The organism is Micromonospora sp. NPDC047730 (genome assembly GCF_043204765.1).
GTDB lineage: Bacteria > Actinomycetota > Actinomycetes > Mycobacteriales > Micromonosporaceae > Micromonospora.
Window position 1 is genome coordinate 530,378 of record NZ_JBIDCU010000001.1, and the last position, 23,943, is coordinate 554,320.

A 23,943-nucleotide genomic window follows, 5' to 3' on the forward strand; every position below is an offset into this window, starting at 1 on the left:
GTCCCAGGTGCCGACCGGCACGGGGACGCCTTGATCATGGGAGGTGAGGTCGTGGCCAACATCGTCAACCTGGACCGGGTGTCCAAGGGCTACGGCGCCGCCGGGCCACTGCTCACCGACGTCTCGCTCGGCCTCGACGACGCCGACCGGATCGGCGTGGTCGGCCTCAACGGCGCCGGCAAGTCCACCCTGCTGCGGCTGCTCACCAAGCAGGAGGAACCGGACGACGGGCGGGTCACCCACCGCCGTGACCTGCGGGTCGCCTGGCTGCCGCAGAGCCTGACGCTCGCCCCCGACGCCACCGTCCGGGACGTGGTGCTCGGCACGGCCTGGCTCGGCGAGAGCATGGGCGCCGAGCACGAGTGGGCCGGCGACGCCGGCGTCCGCGCCATCCTCGACGGCCTCGGCATGCCCCATCTCGGGCTCGACCAGCCGGTCGGCCCGATGTCCGGCGGCGAGCGGCGGCGCGTGGCGCTGGCCGCGCTGCTGGTCCGCGAGTCCGACCTGCTCATCCTCGACGAGCCCACCAACCACCTCGACGTCGGCGGCGTCGACTGGCTGGCCCGCCACCTCGTCGGCCGCAAGGGCGCGCTCGTCGTGGTCACCCACGACCGGTGGTTCCTCGACGCCGTCTGCACCACCACCTGGGAGGTCGCCGACCAGACCGTCCGGGCGTACGAGGGCGGCTTCGCCGCCTGGACCCTCGCCCGCGCGGAGCGCGAGCGGGTCGCCGCGGCCACCGAGGCCCGCCGGCAGAACCTGCTCCGCAAGGAGATCGCCTGGCTGCGCCGCGGCCCGCCCGCCCGCACCTCCAAGCCGCGGTTCCGCATCGACGCGGCCAACGCGCTCATCGCCGACGTCCCGCCGCCGCGCGACACCATGTCGCTGCAACGGCTCGCCACCGCCCGGCTCGGCAAGCAGGTGTACGACCTGGAGCAGGTGACCCTGCACGCCGGCCCGAAGGAGATCCTGCGCGACGTCACCTGGCAGGTCGGGCCCGGCGACCGCATCGCGATCCTCGGCCGCAACGGCGCCGGCAAGACCACCCTGCTGCGGATGCTGGCCGGTGTCACCCGCCCCGACGGCGGGCGCCTCGCCACGGGCTCGACCGTCCGGCCGGCCTTCCTCTCCCAGGAGCTGGCCGAGCTGCCCGGTCACCTGCGGGTCCTCGAAGCCGTCGAGGAGGTCGCCCGCCGGGTGCAGCTCGGCGACCGGGAGGTCTCCGCCGCCCAGCTCGCCGAGGTGTTCGGCTTCGACGACCGGCGGCTCTGGACCCCGGTCAGCGACCTCTCCGGCGGCGAGCGCCGCCGGTTGCAGATGCTCCGGCTGCTCGCCGGGGAGCCCAACGTGCTCCTGTTCGACGAGCCCACCAACGACCTCGACACCGACACCCTCGCCGCGCTGGAGGACCTGCTCGACTCCTGGCCCGGCACCATCGTCGTGGCCAGCCACGACCGCTACCTCATCGAGCGGGTCACGGACGTCGCGTACGGGATGTTCGGCGACGGGCGGCTGGTGCACCTGCCCGGTGGCGTCGACGAGTACCTCGCCCGGGCCGCCGGCCGACCCGGACCGGCCCCGACCGAGCCGGCCGCCGCGGTCAGCACCGACGCGCCGGCCGAGGTCGGCATGTCCGCCGCCGAGGCACGCCAGGCCCGCAAGGAACTGGCCCGGCTGGAACGGCAGATCGCCAAGCTGGAGCAGAAGGAGGCCACCCTGCTCGACCAGCTCGCCGCGCACGCCACCGACTACGCCAAGGTCGCGGAACTCGACGCGCAACTCAAGGAGCTGCGGGCCGAGCGGGAGCGGACCGAGGAGACCTGGCTGGCCCTGGCGGACGAGATCCCGGCGATCTGAGCGGCCCTCGGCGTGGCGCCGCACGCGGGAGGCCCCCCGTGTGCGGCGTCACACCGCCACGTGCGGGACAATCGTCCGCGACCCCTCACCCGAACGGCGTTGGAGACACAGACATGGCCCACACCCCCGTCAACCACCCCGCGCGGCCGGTCTACCGGGCGATCGGCGGGCTGACCGGTCTGTACCTGGTGGCCTTCGGCGTGCTCGGCATCATCGCGAGCGCCGGCAACGAGGTCCTCGCCCAGGATGACACCCAGGTCCTCGCCCAGGGCACGAACCTCGGCTTCTCGCTGCTCACCGCCCTGCTCGGGGCGGCGGTGCTGGCCGGCACCGTGATCGGTCGCAACATCGACGTCATGATCAACCAGTGGCTGGCGTACACCATCATGGTGATCAGCCTCGCCGGTCTCGCCTTCATCCAGACCGAGGCCAACATCTTCAACTTCAGCATCATCACCGTCATCGTGCTGATGGTGGTCAGCCTGGTCCTGCTGACGGCCGGCATGTACGGCAAGGTCGGCACCGACGAGGAGCAGGAGGCCTGGCAGAAGGCCCGCCTCGTGCTCTGAGTCGTCGCTGGTTGCTCTCCGGGTTGTCGCCGGAGCCCGACCCGCTCCGGGCGGTCAGGCCTGATCCCTCCGCGGGTCGGGCTCCGGCGAAACCTGTCAGGGTCCCGCTCCAGCCCGGCCCTGCGGCCCGGTGGGGTGGGACCTTTTGGTTTTGCCTCCGCCGGGCGAGGCCTTCGGGCGTTTTGACGGACATCGGCCTTCTGTCCGGGTGACAATCGGGTGATTGTCACTACTCGGGCGGAGGGGTCATGGTCCACTTTCCGGTAAACCACCCGGCGCGGCCGATCTACCGGGTCCTCGCCGGGCTGGTCGGGCTCTACATCCTGGTCTTCGGGGTCTGGGGCACCGTCCAGACGCTGGGCGAACCACTCTTCGACCGGGGCGACACCTGGGTCCTCGGGCTCCGCACCAACCTGGCGTTCTCGCTGGTCTCGGTGATCTTCGGAATCGTGCTGATCATCGGCGCCTCACGGCGCGGCAACCTCGGCCACTACATGAACCTGACCGCCGGAGTCGTCTTCCTGGTGACCAGCATCCTCATGATGGCCGTGCTCCAGACCGAGGCCAACTTCCTCAACTTCTCGATGTCCACCGTCATCGTGTCGATGTTCTTCGGCCTCCTCCTGCTCGGCACCGGCCTGTACGACAAGGTCGGCACCGACGAGCACGCCGCGGAGGAGCGGCGTCACCGCCACCACCCCGTCTCCGAGGCGCACACCCGCTGACCGCGGCGGACTCAGCGCCCCCGCACCGTGATCAGGCCCGGCTTGGCCTCCAGGTGCGACAGCCCGTTCCAGGCCAGGTTGACCAGGTGCGCCGCCACCGTCTCCTTCCGCGGCTTGCGCACCTCCAGCCACCAGCGGCCCGTCAGCGCCACCATGCCCACCAGCGCCTGCGAGTAGAGCTCGGCCAGCTTCGGGTCGTACCCGCGGCCGGAGAACTCCGCGCCCAGGATGTGCTCCACCTGGTGCGCCACGTCGTTCATCACGCTGCTGAAGTTGCCCGTCGCCGACAGCACCGGCGACTCGCGCACCAGCACCCGGAAGCCGCTGGTCTCCTCCTCGATGTACGTCAGCAGGGCCATCGCCGCCTGCTCCAGCAGCTCCCGCGGGTGGCCGGCGGTCAGGGCCGTGGTGATCCGGTCCAGCAGGGCCCGGACCTCCCGGTCCACCACCACCGCGTAGAGCCCCTCCTTGCCGCCGAAGTGCTCGTAGACCACCGGCTTGGAGACCTTCGCGCGGGCCGCCACCTCTTCTATCGAGGTGGCGTCGAAACCGCGCTCGGCGAAGATCTGCCGGGCGATCGAGATCAACTGCTCGCGGCGCTGGGCGGCCGACATGCGTACCCGTGAGGAGGGCTTGCCGGCGGGACCCGCTCGCCGCCGGCCGGTGCTGCCGTCGCTGCCAGGGGCATCCGCCATGTCGTCACTCCGCTGGCGCTCGGTGACGCCCTGTCGTGGGATGGTGCCGCCGGTGTGCTGGCTCATCTGGTCGCCCCACCGGCGGCCGGTCGGGTGGCGCTGCGTCGTCCGACCGTATCCCCGCCGGGCCCGGCTCCCATGGTGCCGGGCCGTCCGTCGTTGCCCCCGCTGTGCTCGGTCACCCGGCCATACTGCCAGGTAGCCTTCGTCGGCACCGCCCGGTTTACCGCTCGGTGACCGGCTTGACGAGCTTCGCCGCGATGCGTTCGGGCTTCGGCCACCGCACGTCCCAGGCCGCGCCGACCTTCTCGAACAACCAGATCACCCGCGCCGAGATGTCCACCTGACCCCGCAGCACGCCGTGTCGGGCGCTGGTCGGGTCGGCGTGGTGCAGGTTGTGCCAGCTCTCGCCGAGCGACAGGATCGCCAGCGGCCAGAAGTTCGACGCCCGGTCGCCCTGGCGCATCGCGAACGGCCGCTCCCCGTAGACGTGGCACACCGAGTTGATCGACCAGGTCACGTGGTGCAGCAACGCGATGCGGACGAGGCCGCCCCAGAAGAGGGCGGTCAGCGCGCCCTGCCACGACCAGGTGAGCAGGCCGCCCATCAGCGCGGGCCCCAGCACCGAGACGGTCACCAGCAGCGGGAAGAGCCGGTCCACCCGGTTGATGTCGCGGTCGGCGAGCAGGTCCGGGGCGAACCGCTTCCGGTTGGACAACTCCCGGCCGAAGAGCCAGCCGACGTGCGCGTGGAACAGGCCCTTGACCAGGCCACGGACGCTCTCCCCGAACCGCCACGGCGAGTGCGGGTCGCCGTCGAGGTCGGAGAAGGCGTGATGGCGCCGGTGGTCGGCCACCCACTGGATGATCTCGCCCTGCACCGCCAGCGAGCCCGAGACCGCCAGCGCCACCCGCAGCCACCGCCTCGCCTTGAACGAGCCGTGCGTGAAGTACCGGTGGTAGCCGACGGTGATGCCCAGCCCCGAGATCACGTACCAGACCGCGGCCACGGCCACGTCGGTCCAGCTCAGCCAGCCGCCCCAGGCGACCGGTACGGCGGCGACGAGGGCCAGGAAGGGGACCACCACGAACGCCCAGAGGGCAACGAGGATGCCTCGGGACTGGCTGCCCTGGGTGAGGGGTTTGGGGCCGCCGCCGGCGGCGGGATCGAGGAGGGTGGTGGACATGGCACCTCGCAGAGGGACGGGAGATCACGAAGTTACGCCTACGTCACCGTAACTTAGGTTCCCGGGGAGCGCAGCGGACAGCGTCGTGCATGAATGCCCAGCAGTGTCGTACGCACGTTCTAACGTGCTGCTCGTGACAGATTCGCTCGCCGCCGAGGTGCGTCGGCTGCGCACCGTCGAGCAGCTCTCCGTCCGCGAGATCCGGGCGCGCACCGGCCTTGGCCGCAACCGGGTGCACGAGTTGCTTCGGGGCGTCCCGCCGCCGGAGCGGACACGCCGGCCGCGCGCCAAGGACGACCTCAGGTCCGTGGCCGCGGAGCTGCGCGCCGAGGGGCGGTCGGTCAATGACATCGCCCGGCAGCTCGGCGTGGCCAAGTCCACCGCGTACCAGTGGGTCAGGCACCTGCCGCTGGACGCGGACGAGGCGGTCGCCGAGCGGCGGCGGGCGCATTCGGCGCTGATGACCGAGGCGCGATGGGCGGCGCACCGCGAGGCCCGGGACGCCGCCCAGGCCGCGGAGCGGGGGCGGGCGGCGGGCGTGGTGGGGTCCCTCGGCGAACGGGATCTCCTCCTCCTCGGCGCGGCGATCTACTGGTGCGAGGGGACCAAGTCGAAGCCGTGGCGGCGGGACGACCGCCTTCAGTTCGTCAACAGCGATCCGGGCCTGCTCGTGCTCTTCCTGCGCTTCCTTGAGGTGTGCGGGGTCGGCCGAGACGCCCCCGGCTATCGCGTCAGCATCCACGAGACGGCCGACGCCGAGGCTGCCGTGACCTGGTGGGCGCGGGAACTCGATCTGCCGGTCGAGCGCTTCCAGCCCGCCAGTCTCAAGAAACACAAGGCGGCGACGGTGCGCCGCAACGTCGGTGATGACTATCGTGGCTGTCTGGTGATCACGGTGCCGCGCAGTCGCGAGCTCTACTGGCGGATCGAAGGTATGATCGCCGAGCTGTTCCGGATCGCGGGCGGTAGCAACAGAAATTGACGGCTCGTGCAGCTTGACATTCAATGGGGTGTGGGGTAACGGCAACCCGCAGGCCTTTGGAGCCTTGAGCTCCTGGTTCGAATCCAGGCACCCCAGCTCAAACCGCATCTACCGGCATTCGTGCGGCCGTGCCAGACGCCGGCCCACTGTCTGGTTAGCATGGCCGCGAGAGTGTCCGCCGTCCCGACGGGAGCCCGCGTCGTGTCCCAGCCCCACCTCCGCACCGTTGTCGTGCTCGCCGCCGGGGAGGGCAAGCGGATGAAGTCGGCGCTGCCCAAGGTGCTGCACCCGCTGCTCGGTCGTACCCTCGTCGGCCACGTGCTCGCCGCGGCCGCGCCACTGGCCGCCGACCGCACGGTGGTCGTGGTGGGTCACGGCGCCGACCAGGTCCGCGCGCACCTGGCGGAGATCGCCCCCCAGGCCACGCCGGTGCTCCAGGCCGAGCAGCTCGGCACCGGGCACGCCGTCCGGATCGCCCTGGACGCCGCGCCGGACGCGACGGGCACCGTGGTCGTGATCAACGGCGACGTGCCGCTGCTCCGCCCGGAGACGGTGGCCGCGCTCGTCGAGGCGCACGAGGGTGTGGGCGCGGCGGCGACCGTGCTCGCCGCGGAGGTGCCCGACCCGACCGGCCTGGGCCGGATCGTGCGCGACGCCGACGGGCGGCTGGAGCAGATCGTCGAGGAGCGGGACGCCACCCCGGCGCAGCGCGCGATCCGGGAGATCAACGCCGGCATCTACGCGTTCGACGCGGCCCGGCTGCGCGACGCGCTCGGCAAGCTGTCGACCGACAACGACCAGGGCGAGGAGTACCTGACGGACGTCTTCGGCCTGCTGGTCTCGGCCGGCGAGCCGGTGGCGGTGCACGTCGCTGCCGACCATGTCGAGACGCTGGGCTGCAACGACCGGGTCGAGTTGGCCGCGCTGCGCCGCCTGCTGCGCGACCGGGTCAACGAGGCCTGGATGCGGACCGGGGTCAGCCTGCTCGACCCGGACACCACGTGGATCGACGTGACGGTCGCCCTGGACCGAGACGCGGTGGTCGACCAGAACACCCAGCTGCGCGGCGGCACGGTGGTCGGCACCGGCGCGGTCGTGGGGCCGGACGTGACGCTGATCGACACCGTGGTCGGCCCGGGCGCCACCGTGCTGCGCAGCCACGCGGTGGGCGCCGAGGTCGGTCCGGGCGCCACCGTCGGGCCGTACGCGTACCTGCGGCCGGACGCCCGGCTGGCGGAGAAGGCCAAGGTGGGCACGTTCGTCGAGGTGAAGAACTCCGAGGTGGGCGCGGGCGCGAAGGTGCCGCACCTGTCGTACGTGGGGGACGCGACGATCGGCGCGAAGGCCAACATCGGCGCGGCGACGATCTTCGTGAACTACGACGGGGTGAACAAGCACCGCACGACGGTCGGCGAGGCCGCCTTCATCGGCTGCGACACCAGCCTGATCGCGCCGGTCGAGGTGGGCGCGGGGGCGTACGTGGCGGCGGGCAGCGCGATCACCCAGGACGTGCCGCCCGGCGCGCTCGGGGTGACCCGGGCGCCGCAGCGCAGCATCGACGGTTGGGTGGCCCGCAAGCGGGCCGGCACGGTCTCCGCCGAGGCGGCACAGCGGGCCGGCGGTGCTGGTCGGGCCGACGAGGATGCGTCGGCGCGCGCTTTCGGGGCAAGTGAAGGTGAGGCAATCCACGGGGATGCCGAGGCGGTCAGCCCGGCGTCCGGCGCGGGGGATACTGCAACCGAATAGTCCCCGGCCCACCACCACCGTGCCGGGTACCACCGACCAACGGGAGCAGACGGGCCCATGGGCAGCATCGTCGCCGAAAACCGCAAGAGCCTGATGCTTTTTTCCGGACGTGGCTTTCCGGAGTTGGCCAAGGAGATCGGCGAGGTGCTCGGCGTCGCGCCGACGCCGGCCGACGCGTACGAGTTCGCCAACGGCGAGATCTTCGTACGGTTCAAGGACTCGGTGCGTGGTTCGGACGCCTTCGTGGTGCAGTCCGTGACGCACGGGGTCAACACCTGGGTCATGGAGACCCTGATCATGATCGACGCGCTGAAGCGCGGTTCGGCCAAGCGGATCACCGTGGTCCTGCCGTTCTACCCGTACGCCCGGCAGGACAAGAAGCACCGCGGCCGGGAGCCGATCTCGGCGCGCCTGATCGCCGACCTGTTGAAGACGGCCGGGGCCAACCGCATCCTCACCGTCGACCTGCACACCGCGCAGATCCAGGGCTTCTTCGACGGCCCGGTCGACCACCTGTTCGCGATGGACATCCTGGCCGAGTACGTCCAGCACAAGTACGCGGGCCGCCCGATGACGGTGGTCGCGCCGGACTCGGGCCGGGTGCGGGTGGCGGAGCGGTGGACCGACCGGTTGGGCGGCTGCCCGCTGGCCTTCATCCACAAGACCCGGGACCCGTTGAAGCCGAACCAGGTGGTGGCGAACCGCGTGGTCGGCGAGGTCGAGGGGCGGGTCTGCCTGATCGTCGACGACATGATCGACACGGGCGGCACGATCTGCAAGGCGGCGGACATCCTCCGGGAGTCCGGCGCCGCCGACGTGATCGTCGCCTCCACCCACGCCCTGCTCTCCGACCCGGCGACCGAGCGGCTGAAGAACAGCCCGATCAGCGAGGTCGTGGTGACCAACACGCTGCCGCTGCCGCCGGAGAAGCAGCTCGACAAGCTCACGGTGCTGTCGATCGCGCCGCTGCTGGCGCGGGCGATCCGCGAGGTGTTCGACGACGGCTCGGTGACCACCCTCTTCGGTGGCCTGAGCTGACCACCCGACGCGCGTGAGCCGGGCGGGGGCGGTGCCCCGGCCCGGCGTCCGCGTCGCCCTGCGGGCCGGCGGGAACGGTGATATGGGGACTGCCGGAAAGCGCGGAATCAGCTCGGGTAGACTGGTGCGGTTGCCACGGCGAGGGTGCCCGGCGGGCCGCTGACAAGCGCCGCACGGAGGCACCGTCATCGACGCGGTGCTCCGGGCAGTCGTTCTCGACGCATGAGCCCCAGCGAGCCCCTCGCCCCAGCACCGCCAGTCGACAAGCCGCCGCAGCGAAGCATCAGGAGTTTCCCCGTGTCCGAGGTAAAGATCAGCGCCGAGCCCCGTACCGAGTTCGGCAAGGGTGGTGCCCGTCGTACCCGCCGGGCCGGCAAGGTGCCCGCCGTGCTGTACGGCCACGGCGAGAAGCCCAAGCACATCGCGCTGCCGGCCCGTGAGTTCGCGGCCGCGATCCGCAAGGGCGGCGCCAACCAGCTCTTCGCGATCGAGGTCAGCGACGGCACCCAGGTGCTGGCGCTGCCGAAGGCGATCCAGCGTGACCCGATCAAGGACACCTTCGAGCACGTGGACCTGCTGCTGGTCCGCCGGGGCGAGAAGGTCACCGTCGAGGTCCCGGTCCAGCTGACCGGTGAGGCCGCGAAGGACACGCTGATCGTGCACGACCACGACACCCTCTCGGTGACCGCCGACGCCACCAAGGTGCCGGACCACCTGGAGGCGTCGATCGAGGGCTTGGAGGCGGGCACCCAGGTCACCGCCGGCGACGTGGAGCTGCCGGCCGGCGTCGAGCTGGTCGCCGACCCGGAGCTGCCGGTCGCCGCGGTGACCGCCGCGCCGACCGCCGAGCAGCTCGAGGCCACCCTCCCCGAGGTCGAGGAGGCCGCCGAGGAGGCCGAGGCCGAGGTCGGCGAGGAGACCGCCGAGGGCGCCGAGGCTCCGGCCGCCGAGGGCGAGGAGACCGCCGAGGCGAAGACCGAGGCCTGATCGGTCCGCATCGTTGCCACAGGCGTCCCCGCGCGGTCGGGGGCGCCTGTCGGCGTATCGGTGCCCGGGCAGGTGGGTGAGGGTGAGCAGCGGGAGGGGCGGGGCGTGACGGACGAGGCGGGGCCGTGGCTGGTGGTCGGCCTGGGCAACCCCGGTCGGGAGTACGCCGGCAACCGGCACAACGTCGGCTTCATGGTGGCCGACCTGCTGGCGGGTCGGCTCGGCGCGAGGTTCGGCCGGCACAAGCGGGCGGTGGCGGAGGTCGCCGAGGGGCGGCTCGGGCTCGGTGGGCCGAAGCTGGTGCTGGTCAAGCCGCTGACCTACATGAACCTCTCCGGCGGGCCGGTGGCCGGCCTGGCCCAGTTCCACAAGGTGCCGCCTGGCCAGGTGATCGCCGTGCACGACGAGCTGGACATCGGCTACGGCCAGGTGCGGGTGAAGTGCGGCGGCGGCGAGGGCGGGCACAACGGCCTGCGGTCGATGTCGAAGTCGCTGGGCACGAAGGAGTACGTCCGGGTGCGGTTCGGCATCGGCCGGCCGCCGGGACGGCAGGATCCGGCGGACTACGTACTGTCGGATTTCAGTGCGGCCGAGCGTAAGGAACTGGAGTTCCTGGTGGACCGGGCGGCGGACGTGGTGGAGTCGGTGATCACCAGGGGCGTGGAGCCGACGCAGAATCTCTACCACGGGGTGTGAGCGCCGGATCGCCCGCGGTGAGCCGGTAGTCTTCGCCTTTCGGCGTGGCGCACCGGCGACGCGGCTCGGCGTGCCGGCGCGGAGCGTGGCGAGGCGACGGGAGCGGGAATCATGGGCAGTCCTCCGATGATCGACGGCGCGTTCGCCCGGTGGCTGGCGGCGCGGGCCAGTGTGGCGCTGGTCCGCCTGCGGTCCGAGATGGGTTTCGCCGACGCGGGGGCGTTGAAGGCCGCGGGCGACAAGGTCTCGCACGACCTGATCCGCACCGAGTTGGCGAAGTGGCGGCCGGGCGACGCGGTCCTCTCCGAGGAGGACGAGGGGTCGCGGCTGGCCTGGGCGGCGGAGGTGAACGCCGGGGCGGTGTCCCGGCTGACCGCCGACCGGGTGTGGATCGTCGACCCGCTGGACGGCACCCGGGAGTTCGCCGAGGAGGGGCGTTCGGACTGGGCGGTGCATGTGGCGCTCTGGTCGCGGGCCGCGCCGACGCCGCACGGCCTGGTCGCGGGCGCGGTCGCGCTGCCGGCGCAGCAGCGGTTGCTGGGCACCGACTATCCGCCGGCGTACCCGCCGATGATGGTGGAGGCGGCGACCGCGCCCGGCGGGCGGACGATCCGCCTGGCGGCGAGCCGGAGCCGGCCGCCGGTGTTCCTGACCGACCTGGCGGAGGACGTCGGGGCGCACCTGGTGCCGATGGGCTCGGCCGGGGCGAAGATCGCCGCGGTGGTGACCGGTGAGGTGGACGCCTACATCCACGCGGGCGGGCAGTACGAGTGGGATTCGGCGGCGCCGGTGGCTGTGGCGACGGCCACCGGACTGCACGCTTCCCGGATCGACGGTTCTGCGCTGAAATACAACGAGGCGGATCCGCGTCTGCCGGACCTGCTGGTCTGTCGCAAGGATCTCGCCAGTCGGTTGCTTGCAGCGCTGCAGCGTCATTCCGGGTAGCCTGAGCGGCACTTCTTGGCATACCCGACCGGAAAGGTCTGGAATCAGATGAGCGGATTCGACCGAAGCGAGCCCGTGTCATGACCGCCCCCGCCGCCTACCAGGTGTCCCACCTCGACGCGCTGGAGGCCGAGAGCATCTTCGTGATGCGCGAGGTGGTCGCCGAGATGGAGCGGCCGGTGCTGCTCTTCTCCGGCGGCAAGGACTCGATCGTCATGCTCCGGCTGGCCCAGAAGGCGTTCGCCCCGGCCAACATCCCGTTCCCGGTGATGCACGTGGACACAGGCCACAACTTCCCGGAGGTCCTCGAATACCGGGACCAGCGGGTCGCGGAGCTGGGGCTGCAACTGGTGGTGGCGAGCGTGCCGGAGGCCCTGGCCAGCGGCCTGGTCCGCGAGTCGGCCGACGGGATGCGCAACCGGATCCAGACCCCGGTGCTGCTGGAGGCGGTGGAGAAGCACCGCTTCGACGCGCTCTTCGGCGGCGCCCGCCGCGACGAGGAGAAGGCCCGCGCCAAGGAGCGGGTGTTCAGCTTCCGCGACGAGTTCGGCCAGTGGGACCCGAAGAACCAGCGTCCCGAGCTGTGGGCGCTCTACAACGGCCGCCACCACCCGGGCGAGTCGATCCGGGTCTTCCCGCTGTCCAACTGGACCGAGCTGGACGTGTGGCACTACATCGCCCGCGAGCGGATCGCCCTGCCGTCGATCTACTACGCGCACGAGCGCGAGGTGATCGAGCGGGACGGGATGCTCTACGCGGTCAACGAGTTCTTCCGCCCCCGGGCGGGCGAGGAGCGGTTCAAGGCGCGGGTGCGCTACCGGACGGTGGGCGACGCGTCCTGCACCGCGGCCGTCCGCTCCGACGCCGACACCGTGGAGAAGGTCATCGAGGAGGTCGCCGCCACCCGGATCACCGAGCGTGGCGCGACCCGCGGCGACGACCGGGTCAGCGAGGCCGCCATGGAGGACCGCAAGCGGGAGGGCTACTTCTGATGACCACCGAGACCGTCGCGCAGGCGACCACCGAGACGGCCGGTCGCCCCATGGACCTGCTGCGCTTCGCGACCGCCGGCAGCGTGGACGACGGCAAGTCGACCCTGATCGGGCGGCTGCTGTACGACACCAAGTCGCTCTTCACCGACCAGCTCGCCGCCGTGGAGGCGGTCAGCGCGGCGCGGGGCGACGAGTACACCAACCTGGCGCTGCTCACCGACGGACTGCGGGCCGAGCGGGAGCAGGGCATCACCATCGACGTGGCGTACCGCTACTTCGCCACGCCGCGGCGGAAGTTCATCATCGCCGACACCCCCGGGCACATCCAGTACACCCGCAACATGGTCACCGGGGCGTCGACGGCCGACCTGGCGCTGATCCTGGTGGACGCCCGCAAGGGCCTGGTCGAGCAGTCCCGCCGGCACGCGTTCCTCTGCTCGCTGCTGCGGGTGCCGCACCTGGTCCTCTGCGTCAACAAGATGGACCTGGTCGACTACTCGCAGGAGGTCTTCGAGCGGATCGCGGACGAGTTCACGGCGTTCGCCGCGAAGCTCGACGCCCCCGACCTGACCGTGGTACCGATCTCCGCGCTCAAGGGCGACAACATCGTCAGCCGGTCGGAGAACATGCCCTGGTACGAGGGGCCGTCGCTGCTGCACCACCTGGAGCGGGTGCACATCGCCAGCGACCGCAACCTGGTCGACGTCCGGTTCCCCGTGCAGTACGTGATCCGGCCGCAGTCCACCACCGTCACCGACTACCGGGGCTACGCCGGTCAGGTCGCCTCCGGCGTGCTCAAGCCGGGTGACGAGGTGATGGTGCTGCCGTCCGGCTTCACCAGCCGGATCTCCGCCGTGGAGACCGCCGACGGGCCGGTCGCGGAGGCGTTCCCGCCGATGTCGGTGACCGTACGCCTCGAGGACGAGATCGACATCTCGCGGGGCGACATGATCTGCCGGCCGAACAACGCCCCGGCGGTGGCCCAGGACATCGAGGCGATGGTCTGCTGGCTGGACGAGACCCGCCCGCTCCAGGTCGGCGGCAGGTACGCCGTCAAGCACACGACCCGCTCGGCGCGGGCCATCGTGCGCGGCCTGCACTACCGGCTGGACATCAACTCGCTGCACCGGGACGACTCGGCCGGCGAGCTGAGGCTCAACGAGATCGGCCGGGTGCGGCTGCGCACCACCGTGCCGCTGCTCGCGGACGAGTACCGGCGCAACCGCACCACCGGCGGGTTCGTCATCATCGACGAGACCACCAACCGTACGGTCGGCGCGGGGATGATCGTCGAGGCGCAGTGAGCCTCATCGGCGGGCGGGCGCCGACGCCCGCCCGTCGTCCGCCGCGCTGACCACGCCGGCCGCCGGGTCGGCCGTGCCCCCCGTCGGGCTGGCCGTGCCGGCGACCGTGGCCCGCGCGGGCCACGAGGCGCGTCCAGATCCGATAGCCGATCCAGCGGACCACCGGGACGGCCCGGCGCGTGAGCTGCCGCCAGGCGCGGAAGGCGAAGACAGCGCCGGCCGGCATCATCAGCAGCGCGGCCAGCCCGCCGGCAGGGGTGTCCCTCGCCGGGGCGAGGCCGCTGACCACCAGCCCGCCGAGTGCCGTCGCGGTGAGCGCCAGGCAGAGCAGGACGGACGTCGAGCCGAGCTGGCGGCGCAGTTGGAGGCGGAGCGCCGGCGGCTGCCGCCGCCACACCGGCAGGGCCGACCCGGCGACGACCGCCAGGAGCGCCAGGGCGGCGGCGAGCCGCCCGGCCCGCCCGCCGTCGACCAGCGCGAAGAGCGCCCAGTGGCCGATGCCGGCCAGCGCCGCCGCGTCGAACAGGCGCCAGCACAGGGCCACCGCGACGGCCTCGTGCGCCGCGGCGGCCCCCCGCGCGTGCGGGTTGGCGGCCAGGGCGTCGGTGAACCCCCGGGCGGCCCGGCCGACCCGGTCCCGCGACGCGTCCATCCGCGCCAGCAGGGCCAGGGCCGGCTCGTACGCCGGGTCCAGGACGAGGGCCTGCCGGCAGGCCTCCCGGGCCGCCCGGAGCCGGCCCATCCGCAGGTGGATCCGGGCGTCCAGCAGGTGGATGTCGGGGATGTCGTGGCGGATCTCCCGCGCGGTGTCGGCGTGCCGGCGGGCGACCACGACGCGGGTGGGGTTGCCGAGGGTCAGCAGTGCCTCCGCGAACAGCGCGTGGGCCTCCCAGGACCGCGGCGCCAACTCCAGGGCGCGTCGGGCGACGGCCGCCGCGTGGCCGGGGTGCCCGGCCGCCAGCAGGATCCGGGCCTTCTCCGCGAGCAGGTGCTCCTGGGCGCGGGCGACGCCGAGGGCCTGGTCCACCAGGCGCATGGCCTCCGCCAGCTGGCCCGTCGACCGGTGACAGCGGGCCAGGTGGAGCAGCAACCCGGCGTGCTGGGGTTGCTCGGCCAGCGCGCCGCGCAGCACCTGAGCCGCCTCGGCGTGCCGTCCGACGCGGCTCAGCGCCTGGGCGCGCTCCTGCGCGACCGTTCCGGCATCGCTCACGTCGCCTCCCGCTCCGGCACGATCCGGTCGACGCCACACCCTACCGACCGTCCTGACCGGATGGTCGAGCCGCGCAGTCAGTCCAGCCGGGTCGCTCCCGCCCCGGGCAGGACGGTGACGTGGCCGGGCGCGGCGAAGCCGCGTTCGGCGTACGCGGCCGTGACGGCGGCGGCGACCGCGTCGGCGCGCTCCGCGTCGACCAGGGCGAGGACGCAGCCGCCGAAGCCGCCGCCGGTCATCCGTGCCCCCAGGGCACCGGCCGACAGGGCCGCCTCGACCGCCGTGTCGACCTCCGGCACCGTGATCTCGAAGTCGTCGCGCATCGAGGCGTGCGAGGCGGTCAGCAGCGGGCCGATCTCGCGTACCTTGCCGGCGCGCAGCAGGGCGACGGTGTCGAGCACCCGCTGGTCCTCGGTCACCACGTGCCGCACCCGGCGGCGGGTCTCGGCGTCGTCGAGCCGGGCCAGCGCGTCGGCCAGCCCGTCGGTGGGTACGTCCCGCAGCGCCGCGACGCCGAGCAGCCCGGCCGCCGCCTCGCAGGACCTGCGGCGGGCGGCGTACTCGCCGTCGGCGTGCCGGTGCGGGGCCCGGCTGTCGACCACCAGCACGGCTAGGCCGGCCGCGTCCAGGTCGAACGGGATGTGCTCGACGGACTCGTCGCGGCAGTCCAGGAAGAGCGCGTGCCCGGCGCGGCAGCGGATCACCGCCGACTGGTCCATGATCCCGGTCGGCGCGCCGACGTAGCCGTTCTCGGCGCGCTGGGCCAGCCGGGGCTGCCGGTCGGCGGGCAGGTCCAGCCCGCCCAGGTCGACCAGGGCGGCCAGCACGGCGGCCTCCAGCGCCGCCGAGGAGGAGAGCCCCGAGCCCAGCGGCACGTCGGAGGCGATCGCCAGCCGGGCGCCGGGCACGGCGTGCCCCGCCTCCCGCAGCGCCCAGACCACCCCGGCCACGTACGCGCCCCAGCCGGTGACCCGGCCCGGCCCGGCGACCTCGTCGGCGTCGAAGGCGATCGTCTCGCCGGACAGCTCGGACCAGACCGTCCAGCACTCGCCGGGCTGCGGCGCAGCGGCGACGACCGTGCGCAGCGGCAGGGCGAAGGGCAGCACGAAGCCGTCGTTGTAGTCGGTGTGCTCGCCGATCAGGTTGGCCCGGCCGGGCGCCGCCCAGCGGCCGGCGGGCGGCTCGGCGTACGCCGAACGGAAGCCGGCGGCGGCGCGCGCCGCGACGTCGTCGGTCACCGCGGCGCCACGAGGTGGGTGCGGTAGAAGGCCCAGGCGTCGCCCACCATGTCGTGCAGGGTCGGCTTCTGCGGCACCCAACCCAGCTCCTCGCGGGCCAGCGCGGACGAGGCGACCAGCTCGGCGGGGTCGCCCTCGCGGCGCGGGGCCACCTCGACGGGCACCGGGTGCCCGGTGACCTCGCGGACCACGTCGACGACTTGGCGGTTGGTGAAGCCGTTGCCGTTGCCCAGGTTGTAGATCCGGTGCTGGCCGGCGGTCGCCGCGTCGAGCGCGAGCAGGTGGGCGCGGGCCAGGTCGGCGACGTGGATGTAGTCGCGCACGCAGGTGCCGTCGACGGTGGGGTAGTCGTCGCCGAAGAGCTGGAGCTTCTCCCGGCGCCCGGCGGCCACCTCCAGCGCGATCGGGATCAGGTGGGTCTCCGGGTCGTGCCGCTCGCCGAGCGCTACGTCGCCGTCGAGGTGCGCCCCGGCCACGTTGAAGTAGCGCAGCGACACGGCGGCCAGGCCGTGCGCGACCGCCTCGGAGGTGAGCGCCATGTCGACGGCGAGCTTGGTGGCTCCGTAGGTGTTGGTGGGTGCCTTGACCGCGCTCTCCGGGATCGGCAGCTCGGTGGGGTTGCCATAGACGGCGGCGGTGGAGGAGAAGACCAGCCGGGGCACGCGTGCGGCCCGGACGGCGTCGATCAAAGCGAGCGAGCCGACGGTGTTGGTGTGCCAGTAGAGCTCCGGCTTCACCATCGACTCGCCGGCGGCGATGAGGGCGGCGAAGTGCAGCACCCCGTCGAAGCCCGCCTCCGGGGTGAGCACCCGGGCGGCGTCGTGGAGGCCGGCGTCGACGTGGGTGGCGTCGGGGGCGAGCGCCTCCCGGTGGCCGGTGCGCAGGTCGTCGAGGACGACCACCTGGTGGCCGGCGTCGAGCAGCATCCGGGTCACCACGCTGCCGATGAAGCCGGCGCCGCCGGTGACGAGCAGTTTCACGTCGGTCTCCTCCCGCCCGGCCGTCCGCGTCGCGGCCATGTCGTGATCACCCTACGGCCGGTCGCCGTGCTTCCGCGCTCCGTCGACGCCCCGCCATTCCACCACAACCTCCCATGTTCGAACAGAGGTGAACATGAAGCCCCCGGCGGCCCACCGCTGTCTACCATCACTGTCATGCGGGAAGCGGATGGTCCCGGGCCGCGTCGACGCGCCCGGACGCGACCGCGCCGCGAGCCGGGCCCGCTGGCCCGGGCCGTCGCCCGGATCGTGGTCCGCGCCGCCGACGGCGCCACCCGCGCGGTGACGGCCCTGCTCGGCGCCAGCCCCGCGGCCGGTCGGGAGCGGATCAGCGAGGCGGAACTGCGTGACCTGGTCGCCGCCAACACCCTGCTCGACCCGGTCGAGCGCCGGATCATCGACGAGGTGCTGGTCGCCGGCGCGAGCCTGGTCCGCGAGGTGATGATGCCCCGCACCGAGGTGGTCTTCCTCTCCGCCCGGCTGACCATCGCCGAGGCGGAGCGGCTGGTCCGGGCCGAGACGCACACCCGCTACCCGGTCGTCGACGGCACCCACGACGACGTGGTCGGCTTCGTGCACCTGCGCGACGTGCTGCTGCGCCCCGACCTCGACCCCTGCACCACCGTCGGCGAGCTGACCCGGGAGGTGAAGCGGCTGCCCGGCAGCAAGCGGGTGCTCGCCGCGCTCAGCGAGATGCGCCGGGAGCGCCACCACCTCGCCGTGGTGGTCGACGAGTACGGCGGCACCGCCGGCATCGTCACCCTCGAGGACCTGATCGAGGAGCTGATCGGGGAGATCCACGACGAGTACGACACCGCCCCCGACCCGGTGCACGCCGGCCTGCCCGCCGTGGTGGACGGCCGGCTCAACCTCGCCGACTTCGCCGAGCGCACCGGGGTGACCCTGCCCCCGGGGCCGTACGAGACGGTGGGCGGCTTCGTGATGGCGGCGCTCGGCCGGCTCCCGGTCGCCGGCGACGAGGTGCCGGTGGCCGGCGGCCCGGCCGGCGCCGGCGGCCCGGCAGCCGACGACCCGCCCGGCGGCTGGCTGCTGCGGGTACACACGCTGGAGGGTCGCCGCGTGGCCCGGCTCACCGTCTCCGCCGTGCGCGTGCCGGAACCCCGGCGCGAGGTCACCGCTCCGGCGCCGGTGGGTCCGAGCCGACCCGCCGGCCCGTCATGACGTACGCCAGGCGTTGCTGACAGAATTGCCGGCATGTCCGACGTTCCCGCCCGCCCCCGCGTCTTCTCCGGCATCCAGCCGACGGCCGACTCGTTCCACCTCGGCAACTACCTGGGCGCGGTGCGGCACTGGGTGGCCCTGCAGGACACCCACGACGCCTACTACTGCGTGGTCGACCTGCACGCGATCACCGCCGGCCACGACCCGAAGGTGCTCACGCAGCGTTCCCGGCTGGCCGCCGCGCAGTTGTTCGCCGTGGGCCTCGACCCGGAGCGCAGCACGCTGTTCGTGCAGTCGCAGGTGCCCGAGCACCCGATGCTCGCCTGGGTCCTGGGCTGCATCACCGGGTTCGGCGAGGCGAGCCGGATGACCCAGTTCAAGGACAAGTCGCAGAAGCAGGGCGGCGAGCGGGCCAGCGTCGGCCTGTTCACCTACCCGATCCTCCAGGCCGCCGACATCCTGCTCTACCAGGCCCACGCCGTGCCGGTGGGCGAGGACCAGCGCCAGCACCTGGAGCTCTCCCGCGACCTGGCCCAGCGGTTCAACTCGCTGTTCGGGCAGACCTTCACCGTGCCCGCGCCGCACATCGTCAAGGACACCGCGAAGATCACCGACCTGCAGGACCCGACGGCGAAGATGTCGAAGTCGTCGTCCTCGCCCGCCGGCATCATCGACCTGCTGGAGGACCCGGCCCGCTCGGCCAAGAAGATCCGCTCGGCGGTCACCGACACCGGCCGGGAGATCGTCTTCGACGCCGAGACCAAGCCGGGCGTCTCCAACCTGCTCACCATCTACTCCGCCCTGACCGGGCGGAGCATCGACGACCTGGTGGCCGCGTACGCCGGCAAGGGCTACGGCGACCTGAAGAAGGACCTCGCCGAGGTGGTGCGGGAGTTCGTCACGCCGATCCAGGAGCGCACCCGGACCTACCTCGACGACCCGGCGCAGCTGGACAAGCTGCTCGCCGCCGGCGCGGAGAAGGCCCGCGTGGTCGCCGCGGCGACGCTGCGGGCCGCGTACGAGCGGGTGGGTTTCTTCCCGCCGGTGCGCGGCGAGTAGCGCCGCGGCGCGACGGGTGAGGGTGGACAGGTCGGTGGCCGGAGGGATGGCGCGGAGCGTGGATCGCAGGGACGGGGCGCCGGACGCCGGTGACACCATCCAGATCGGCATCGCGGTGGACATCCCGGAGCCGTGGGGCGGCACACTCACCCGACGCCGGGTCGAGGCCGGCGACCCCCAGGTCGTGCCCGCGCACGTGACCCTGCTCGGGCCGACCGAGATCCCGGTGGCGGCGCTGCCGGCGGTGGAGCGGCACCTCACCGCGGTCGCCGCCGCCCACCTGCCGTTCACGCTGCACCTGCGGGGCACCGGCACGTTCCGGCCGGTGACCCAGGTGGTCTTCGTGGCGGTGGCCGCCGGGATCAGCGAGTGCGAGCTGCTCGCCGCCGCGATCAGCGCCGCCCCGGAGCTGCGCCGCGAGGCGCGCTTCCCGTACCACCCGCACGTCACCGTGGCGCAGGACGTCGCGCCGGAGGCGCTGGACAAGGCGTACGAGGACCTGGCCGACTTCTCCGCGATGTTCGAGGTGGAGGCGTTCACCCTCTTCTCGCACAGCGGGCAGACCCGGTGGCAGCCGCGCCGGGACTTCCGGCTGGGCGGCTGACCCCGTCCGGCCGGCGCGTCGGGCGGCCGGGGCGACGACGCCGACCGGGCGACGCGCCGGGCCGGCGAGGGCCGGCGGCAGGTTGCCCCCGTGACGGCGATGGATCGGCGAGGATGACGGCGTGAACGTGTGGGGCCGCATCGAGGCGGGCGTGGACCGCCGGATCAGCGCCGCGCGCCGCCGGTCCGGTGCCGTCGACCACCTGTGGCGGGCCGGCGTGCTCTACGCCGAGGTGCTGGGCGGGCGGCTGGCCGCGGCGATCGCCTACTACGGCTTCTTCGCGGTGTTCGCGCTCGCGCTGGTCGCGTACTCGATCTTCGGGGCCATCCTCGAGGACAACGACGAGGTCAGCGCCGCCGCCGCCGAATTCCTGCGGGAGAACCTGCCGTTCCTCGACCCGGTGCAGATCGCCGACAGCAGCGGCACGGTCGGGGTGGTCGGCCTGGTCATCCTCGTCCTGACCGGCATCGGCTGGGTGGAGGCCATCCGCTCCTCGCAGCGGCTGATGTACGGGCTCAACCAGCAGCCCGGCAACCTGGTGGTGCGCCGCCTGGTCGACCTGGGCGTGCTGCTCGTCGTCTTCGTGCTGCTCGGCGTCTCGGTGGCGGCGGTGGACGCGCTGGAGTCGCTGCTGCGCTTCCTGCTGCGCAGCACCGGCTCGGTCGGCCTGACCACGGTCAGCGCGGTGCTCAGCGTGCTGGTCAACGCGGTGCTGGCCACCCTGCTGCTGGTGGCGGTGCCGAGGCTGCGGATGAGCCGGGTCCGGCTGCGCCCGGTGGTGCTGCTCGTCGCGGTCGGCATCACGCTGCTGAACACCGTCGGGCGCTACTACGTCGTGCGCACCGAGCGCAATCCGGCGTACACGGTGGTGGCGGGCGCGGTGGGGCTGCTGCTCTACCTCTACCTGCTCAACCAACTGGTGCTCTTCGGCGCGGCGCTCGCCGCGACGAGCCGGCGCGGCCGGGTGGTGGACCTGGCGGAGGGCCCACCGCCGGCCGACCTCGACGCGGACATGGATCCCGGCGCCCCCGGCGGGGCCGGATGAACGGGGGAGCGGGCGTGCGGATCTCGGTCGACGCGGGCTCGGCGGTGCCGCCGTACGAGCAGGTGCGCGGGCAGCTCGCGGAGCTGATCGGGACGGGCCGGCTGGCGGTCGGCACCCGGCTGCCGACGGTGCGGCAGTTCGCGGCGGACCTCGGGCTGGCGGTCAACACGGTGGCCCGGGCCTACCGGGAGCTGGAGGCGGCCGGCCTGCTGGAGACCCGGGGCCGGCACGGCACCTTCGTCGCACCCGGCCGCGATGACGCGCTGGACCGGTTGCAGCGGGTGGCGGCCGACTACGCCGCCGAGGCCGCCCGGTTGGGGGTGCCGCCGCCGGCGGCGCTCGCCCTGGTCCGCGCGGCCCTGGACGCGGCGCGGCCGGGCTGACGGCGCGACGGCGGGGGCGGGTGGCCGCGCGGACGAGGATCGGACCGTCACGGTGACGGCGATTGAGCCGAATGCCACCCGCGTTTCCGGTGGGACGGACGATGATGGGCGCGTGGGCGCACTCGTGACACTGGACCTGCCGGAAGACTCCCCGATGCTCGGCCTGCCGTGGATCATCACCTTCGGCCCGCTCGGCGACGCCGACGAGTGGGAGCCGGTGGTCTGCGGCCCCTACGAGCGACCGCACGCCCTCGCGCTGGCCGAGGCGGTGGTCGCCGAGGAGCAGCTGATGGCGGTGGTCGAGCCGCTGCTGCCGGCGGTGTCGGCGGAGGAGATACGGGGCGAGATCGCCGCCGCGCAGGTCGCCGCCGAGGACGAGTCGGCCCGGATCGAGGAGGCCGACCTCTACGGCGACTTCGAGGACACCATCGACGAGGAACTCGAGGCGACGGCTGCGGAGGAGCACCGCACCGAGCCGCTCGCCCCGCCCAGCGAGGCCGAGCTGCGGGCCGGCTTCAGCCGTATCGCCGCGAAGCTCACCGGCGGCGCCGCCTGAGCCGATCGGCAGGGACCCGGGCGGGCCGGGGGCGACACCTGTCCGGGATGGACGCCGGCGCCCCGGGGAGCGGACTCCACGAGGCGCCGGCGCCACCTCACCCCCCACCACAAGGGGTCGGTGGCCCAGCCGCCCGTCGGCGCGGGGCACAACGGACGACCAGGTCGATGACGGGTTACCCGCTCAGCGCCGTTCGAACCAGGCGGCCGCGTCGACCGGGAGCAGGTGACCCGTGCCCTGGCCGGTGAGCGCCTCGCTGGCGGCGATCGGCTCGCCGTACCCGTCGATCAGGGCCGGGGCACCGCTGATGTTGACCACGCAGGTCAGCACGGTGTCGCCGGCGGCGCGGCTGAAGGCGAGCACGCCCGGCCCGGTCTCCAGCCAGGTGACCCCGCCCGCGTCGGCGGCCAGCGCCGGGTGCGCGTGACGGATCCGCAGGGCGGTGCGGTAGAGCTCCAGCGTCGAGCCGGGCACGCCGGCCTGGGCGGCGACCGAGAGGGCGCGCCAGGTCGCCGGGGCCGGCAGCCAGCTCAGCTCGCTGCCCTCCGGCCCGAAGCCGTACGGGGCCAGCTCGCCGCTCCACGGGATCGGCACCCGGCAGCCGTCCCGGCTCTCGCCGGTGCGCAGGAACGCCGGGTCCTGGCGCAGCTCGTCCGGCAGGTCGAGCACCTCCGGCAGGCCCAGCTCCTCGCCCTGGTAGACGTAGGCACAGCCGGGCAGGGCGAGCATCAGCAGGGTGGCGGCCCGCGCCCGGCGCAGCCCCTCGGCGCCGTCGCCGTAGCGGGTGACGTGCCGCTGCTTGTCGTGGTTCGAGAGCACCCAGGTCGTCGGCGCGCCGACGATGGCCGACTCGGCGAGCGCGGTGTCGATCACCTTGCGGAACGATTCGGCCGACCACGTCGCGTCGAGGAAGTCGAAGCTGAACGCCTGGTGCAGCTCGTCCGGGCCGATGTAGCGGGCCAGCCGCTGCGGGGTCTCGGCCCACGCCTCGGCGACGGCCATCCGGCCGCCGGGGTAGCTGTCCAGGATCGGCCGCCAGGCGCGGTAGATCTCGTGCACCTCGTCCTGGTCGAAGTAGGGGAGCCGGCCCTTGCCGAGCAGCTCCACCTGGCGCTGCCCCGTGGTCATCGTGCTGAAGCCGACGTCGGGCAGGCCCTCGGCCTTGATCATGCCGTGCGCCACGTCGATCCGGAAGCCGTCCACGCCCCGGTCCAGCCAGAAGCGCAGGATGTCCTCGAACTCGGCGCGGACCTCGGGGTGGCGCCAGTTCAGGTCCGGCTGGGCCGGGTCGAACAGGTGCAGGTACCACTGGCCGTCGTCCACCCGCGTCCAGGCGGGGCCGCCGAAGATGCTCTCCCAGTCGTTCGGGGGCAGCTCGCCGTCCGCGCCCCCGCCGTCGGCGAAGAGGTAGCGTTCGCGCTCGGCGGAGCCCGGGCCGGAGGCCAGGGCGGCCTGGAACCACGGGTGCCGGTCGGAGGTGTGGTTGGGCACCAGGTCGACGATGATTCGCAGGCCGAGCGCGTGCGCGTCGGTGATCATCGCGTCGAAGTCGGCGAGGGTGCCGAACATCGGGTCGACGTCGCGGTAGTCGGCGACGTCGTAGCCGCCGTCGACCATCGGGGAGGTGTAGAAGGGGGTCAGCCAGAGCGCGTCCACGCCGAGTTCGCGCAGGTACGGCAGGCGCTCGCGGATGCCCTGCAGGTCGCCGATCCCGTCGCCGTTGGAGTCGGCGAAGCTGCGGACGTAGACCTGGTAGACGACCGCGGAACGCCACCAGTCGTCGTCGGCGGTCAGCGGCGTGGGGTTGCTGACGGTCATCGGAGGCGGTTTCCCCGTTCTGTGACGCGCGGGACAGCACACCCGGCGCGGTGCGGGTGGAAGGCGCGGTCTGAGCAGGATGCCGCCCGGGTGCTGCAAGAGTCAAGCATTTCTTGCGCAAGGGATGG

Annotated in this window: 23 protein-coding genes and 1 tRNA gene; 18 read left to right on the forward strand and 6 right to left on the reverse strand. The window is 73.1% G+C overall.

Going from position 1 to position 23,943, the window contains the following annotated elements; all coding sequences use genetic code 11:
• Positions 1–51: 51 nt before the first annotated feature.
• From ACGF5G_RS02635 to ACGF5G_RS02645, 3 genes are all read left to right on the forward strand, one after another.
• Positions 52–1,857 carry an ABC-F family ATP-binding cassette domain-containing protein gene (locus tag ACGF5G_RS02635; RefSeq protein ID WP_393258330.1) on the forward strand — a complete coding sequence of 602 codons (1,806 nt, stop codon included), beginning with the start codon at positions 52–54 and terminating at the stop codon, positions 1,855–1,857.
• A gap of 113 nt (positions 1,858–1,970) precedes the next feature.
• Positions 1,971–2,426 (forward strand): DUF4383 domain-containing protein, encoded by a 456-nt coding sequence (locus ACGF5G_RS02640; protein WP_393258332.1) that lies wholly within the window; start codon positions 1,971–1,973, stop codon positions 2,424–2,426.
• A 248-nt stretch (positions 2,427–2,674) separates the two neighbouring features.
• Positions 2,675–3,151: a DUF4383 domain-containing protein gene (locus tag ACGF5G_RS02645; protein WP_357694138.1), complete on the forward strand. Its 477-nt coding sequence runs from the start codon at positions 2,675–2,677 to the stop codon at positions 3,149–3,151.
• Between the two features lie 11 nt (positions 3,152–3,162).
• On the opposite strand, the gene ACGF5G_RS02650 is transcribed toward ACGF5G_RS02645, so the two are convergent.
• Together ACGF5G_RS02650 and ACGF5G_RS02655 are read right to left on the reverse strand one after the other, a co-directional pair.
• Entirely contained in the window at positions 3,163–3,846 is a 684-nt protein-coding gene (locus ACGF5G_RS02650) for a TetR family transcriptional regulator (protein WP_393259194.1), read from the reverse strand.
• Between the two features lie 223 nt (positions 3,847–4,069).
• Positions 4,070–5,032, reverse strand: coding sequence for an acyl-CoA desaturase (locus ACGF5G_RS02655; RefSeq protein WP_393258334.1), 963 nt, complete (start codon positions 5,030–5,032; stop codon positions 4,070–4,072).
• A gap of 133 nt (positions 5,033–5,165) precedes the next feature.
• Between ACGF5G_RS02655 and ACGF5G_RS02660 the strand changes: the two genes are divergently transcribed.
• The 9 genes from ACGF5G_RS02660 to cysN all read left to right on the forward strand — a co-directional run bounded on the left by ACGF5G_RS02660 (position 5,166) and on the right by cysN (position 13,722).
• Complete coding sequence (locus ACGF5G_RS02660) at positions 5,166–6,014, forward strand: helix-turn-helix domain-containing protein (protein ID WP_393258337.1); 849 nt, start codon at positions 5,166–5,168, stop codon at positions 6,012–6,014.
• Between the two features lie 24 nt (positions 6,015–6,038).
• A tRNA-Gln gene (locus ACGF5G_RS02665) sits at positions 6,039–6,110 on the forward strand.
• A gap of 63 nt (positions 6,111–6,173) precedes the next feature.
• A complete protein-coding gene (gene glmU / locus ACGF5G_RS02670) occupies positions 6,174–7,760 on the forward strand; it encodes a bifunctional UDP-N-acetylglucosamine diphosphorylase/glucosamine-1-phosphate N-acetyltransferase GlmU (protein WP_393258340.1) in 1,587 nt (528 codons plus the stop codon).
• 57 nt (positions 7,761–7,817) lie between these two features.
• Positions 7,818–8,798: a ribose-phosphate diphosphokinase gene (locus ACGF5G_RS02675; protein WP_357694146.1), complete on the forward strand. Its 981-nt coding sequence runs from the start codon at positions 7,818–7,820 to the stop codon at positions 8,796–8,798.
• Positions 8,799–9,095: 297 nt separating this feature from the next.
• Complete coding sequence (locus ACGF5G_RS02680; RefSeq protein WP_393258343.1) at positions 9,096–9,785, forward strand: 50S ribosomal protein L25/general stress protein Ctc; 690 nt, start codon at positions 9,096–9,098, stop codon at positions 9,783–9,785.
• 105 nt (positions 9,786–9,890) lie between these two features.
• Positions 9,891–10,481 carry an aminoacyl-tRNA hydrolase gene (pth, locus tag ACGF5G_RS02685; protein ID WP_393258346.1) on the forward strand — a complete coding sequence of 197 codons (591 nt, stop codon included), beginning with the start codon at positions 9,891–9,893 and terminating at the stop codon, positions 10,479–10,481.
• Positions 10,482–10,592: 111 nt separating this feature from the next.
• A complete protein-coding gene (locus ACGF5G_RS02690) occupies positions 10,593–11,426 on the forward strand; it encodes an inositol monophosphatase family protein (protein ID WP_393258348.1) in 834 nt (277 codons plus the stop codon).
• An 80-nt stretch (positions 11,427–11,506) separates the two neighbouring features.
• Entirely contained in the window at positions 11,507–12,418 is a 912-nt protein-coding gene (cysD, locus tag ACGF5G_RS02695) for a sulfate adenylyltransferase subunit CysD (RefSeq protein ID WP_357694153.1), read from the forward strand.
• Positions 12,418–13,722 (forward strand): sulfate adenylyltransferase subunit CysN, encoded by a 1,305-nt coding sequence (gene cysN / locus ACGF5G_RS02700; protein ID WP_393258350.1) that lies wholly within the window; start codon positions 12,418–12,420, stop codon positions 13,720–13,722. Before cysD ends, cysN begins: the two co-directional genes overlap by 1 nt.
• Here the strand turns inward: cysN and ACGF5G_RS02705 are convergent.
• From ACGF5G_RS02705 to galE, 3 genes are all read right to left on the reverse strand, one after another.
• Positions 13,664–14,932, reverse strand: a complete 1,269-nt coding sequence (locus tag ACGF5G_RS02705; RefSeq protein WP_393258353.1) for a tetratricopeptide repeat protein — start codon at positions 14,930–14,932, stop codon at positions 13,664–13,666. The two genes, cysN and ACGF5G_RS02705, sit on opposite strands and share 59 nt — an antisense overlap.
• Before the next feature lie 77 nt (positions 14,933–15,009).
• Positions 15,010–16,170, reverse strand: coding sequence for a galactokinase (gene galK / locus ACGF5G_RS02710; RefSeq protein WP_393258356.1), 1,161 nt, complete (start codon positions 16,168–16,170; stop codon positions 15,010–15,012).
• Positions 16,167–17,189 carry a UDP-glucose 4-epimerase GalE gene (gene galE, locus ACGF5G_RS02715; RefSeq protein WP_393258358.1) on the reverse strand — a complete coding sequence of 341 codons (1,023 nt, stop codon included), beginning with the start codon at positions 17,187–17,189 and terminating at the stop codon, positions 16,167–16,169. Before galE ends, galK begins: the two co-directional genes overlap by 4 nt.
• 135 nt (positions 17,190–17,324) lie before the next feature.
• Here galE and ACGF5G_RS02720 point away from each other — a divergent pair, with 135 nt between their 5' ends.
• The 6 genes from ACGF5G_RS02720 (at position 17,325) to ACGF5G_RS02745 (ending at position 21,997) form a co-directional block, all read left to right on the forward strand.
• Complete coding sequence (locus ACGF5G_RS02720; RefSeq protein ID WP_393258361.1) at positions 17,325–18,350, forward strand: hemolysin family protein; 1,026 nt, start codon at positions 17,325–17,327, stop codon at positions 18,348–18,350.
• A gap of 33 nt (positions 18,351–18,383) precedes the next feature.
• Positions 18,384–19,409: a tryptophan--tRNA ligase gene (gene trpS / locus ACGF5G_RS02725; RefSeq protein ID WP_350712060.1), complete on the forward strand. Its 1,026-nt coding sequence runs from the start codon at positions 18,384–18,386 to the stop codon at positions 19,407–19,409.
• Positions 19,410–19,455: 46 nt separating this feature from the next.
• A complete protein-coding gene (locus ACGF5G_RS02730) occupies positions 19,456–20,013 on the forward strand; it encodes a 2'-5' RNA ligase family protein (protein WP_357694248.1) in 558 nt (185 codons plus the stop codon).
• A gap of 121 nt (positions 20,014–20,134) precedes the next feature.
• Positions 20,135–21,058 (forward strand): YhjD/YihY/BrkB family envelope integrity protein, encoded by a 924-nt coding sequence (locus ACGF5G_RS02735; RefSeq protein WP_393258365.1) that lies wholly within the window; start codon positions 20,135–20,137, stop codon positions 21,056–21,058.
• A 14-nt stretch (positions 21,059–21,072) separates the two neighbouring features.
• A complete protein-coding gene (locus ACGF5G_RS02740) occupies positions 21,073–21,441 on the forward strand; it encodes a GntR family transcriptional regulator (protein ID WP_393258367.1) in 369 nt (122 codons plus the stop codon).
• Between the two features lie 112 nt (positions 21,442–21,553).
• Complete coding sequence (locus ACGF5G_RS02745) at positions 21,554–21,997, forward strand: hypothetical protein (protein ID WP_393258369.1); 444 nt, start codon at positions 21,554–21,556, stop codon at positions 21,995–21,997.
• 183 nt (positions 21,998–22,180) lie between these two features.
• Here the strand turns inward: ACGF5G_RS02745 and ACGF5G_RS02750 are convergent, their stop codons facing one another.
• Complete coding sequence (locus tag ACGF5G_RS02750) at positions 22,181–23,815, reverse strand: glycoside hydrolase family 13 protein (protein ID WP_393258371.1); 1,635 nt, start codon at positions 23,813–23,815, stop codon at positions 22,181–22,183.
• Positions 23,816–23,943: the final 128 nt, after the last annotated feature.

What these genes read in the sequence shown, in the direction of transcription:
- ACGF5G_RS02645 (WP_357694138.1), top strand. Translation starts at nt 2,675, where the DNA reads ATGGTCCACTTTCCGGTAAACCACCCGGCGCGGCCGATCTACCGGGTC.
- ACGF5G_RS02690 (WP_393258348.1), top strand. Translation starts at nt 10,593, where the DNA reads ATGGGCAGTCCTCCGATGATCGACGGCGCGTTCGCCCGGTGGCTGGCG.
- ACGF5G_RS02730 (WP_357694248.1), top strand. Translation starts at nt 19,456, where the DNA reads ATGGCGCGGAGCGTGGATCGCAGGGACGGGGCGCCGGACGCCGGTGAC.
- galE (WP_393258358.1), bottom strand. Translation starts at nt 17,189, where the DNA reads ATGGCCGCGACGCGGACGGCCGGGCGGGAGGAGACCGACGTGAAACTG.
- cysD (WP_357694153.1), top strand. Translation starts at nt 11,507, where the DNA reads ATGACCGCCCCCGCCGCCTACCAGGTGTCCCACCTCGACGCGCTGGAG.
- ACGF5G_RS02675 (WP_357694146.1), top strand. Translation starts at nt 7,818, where the DNA reads ATGGGCAGCATCGTCGCCGAAAACCGCAAGAGCCTGATGCTTTTTTCC.
- trpS (WP_350712060.1), top strand. Translation starts at nt 18,384, where the DNA reads ATGTCCGACGTTCCCGCCCGCCCCCGCGTCTTCTCCGGCATCCAGCCG.
- cysN (WP_393258350.1), top strand. Translation starts at nt 12,418, where the DNA reads ATGACCACCGAGACCGTCGCGCAGGCGACCACCGAGACGGCCGGTCGC.
- ACGF5G_RS02640 (WP_393258332.1), top strand. Translation starts at nt 1,971, where the DNA reads ATGGCCCACACCCCCGTCAACCACCCCGCGCGGCCGGTCTACCGGGCG.
- ACGF5G_RS02750 (WP_393258371.1), bottom strand. Translation starts at nt 23,815, where the DNA reads ATGACCGTCAGCAACCCCACGCCGCTGACCGCCGACGACGACTGGTGG.
- ACGF5G_RS02720 (WP_393258361.1), top strand. Translation starts at nt 17,325, where the DNA reads ATGCGGGAAGCGGATGGTCCCGGGCCGCGTCGACGCGCCCGGACGCGA.
- ACGF5G_RS02650 (WP_393259194.1), bottom strand. Translation starts at nt 3,846, where the DNA reads ATGGCGGATGCCCCTGGCAGCGACGGCAGCACCGGCCGGCGGCGAGCG.
- ACGF5G_RS02655 (WP_393258334.1), bottom strand. Translation starts at nt 5,032, where the DNA reads ATGTCCACCACCCTCCTCGATCCCGCCGCCGGCGGCGGCCCCAAACCC.
- glmU (WP_393258340.1), top strand. Translation starts at nt 6,174, where the DNA reads ATGGCCGCGAGAGTGTCCGCCGTCCCGACGGGAGCCCGCGTCGTGTCC.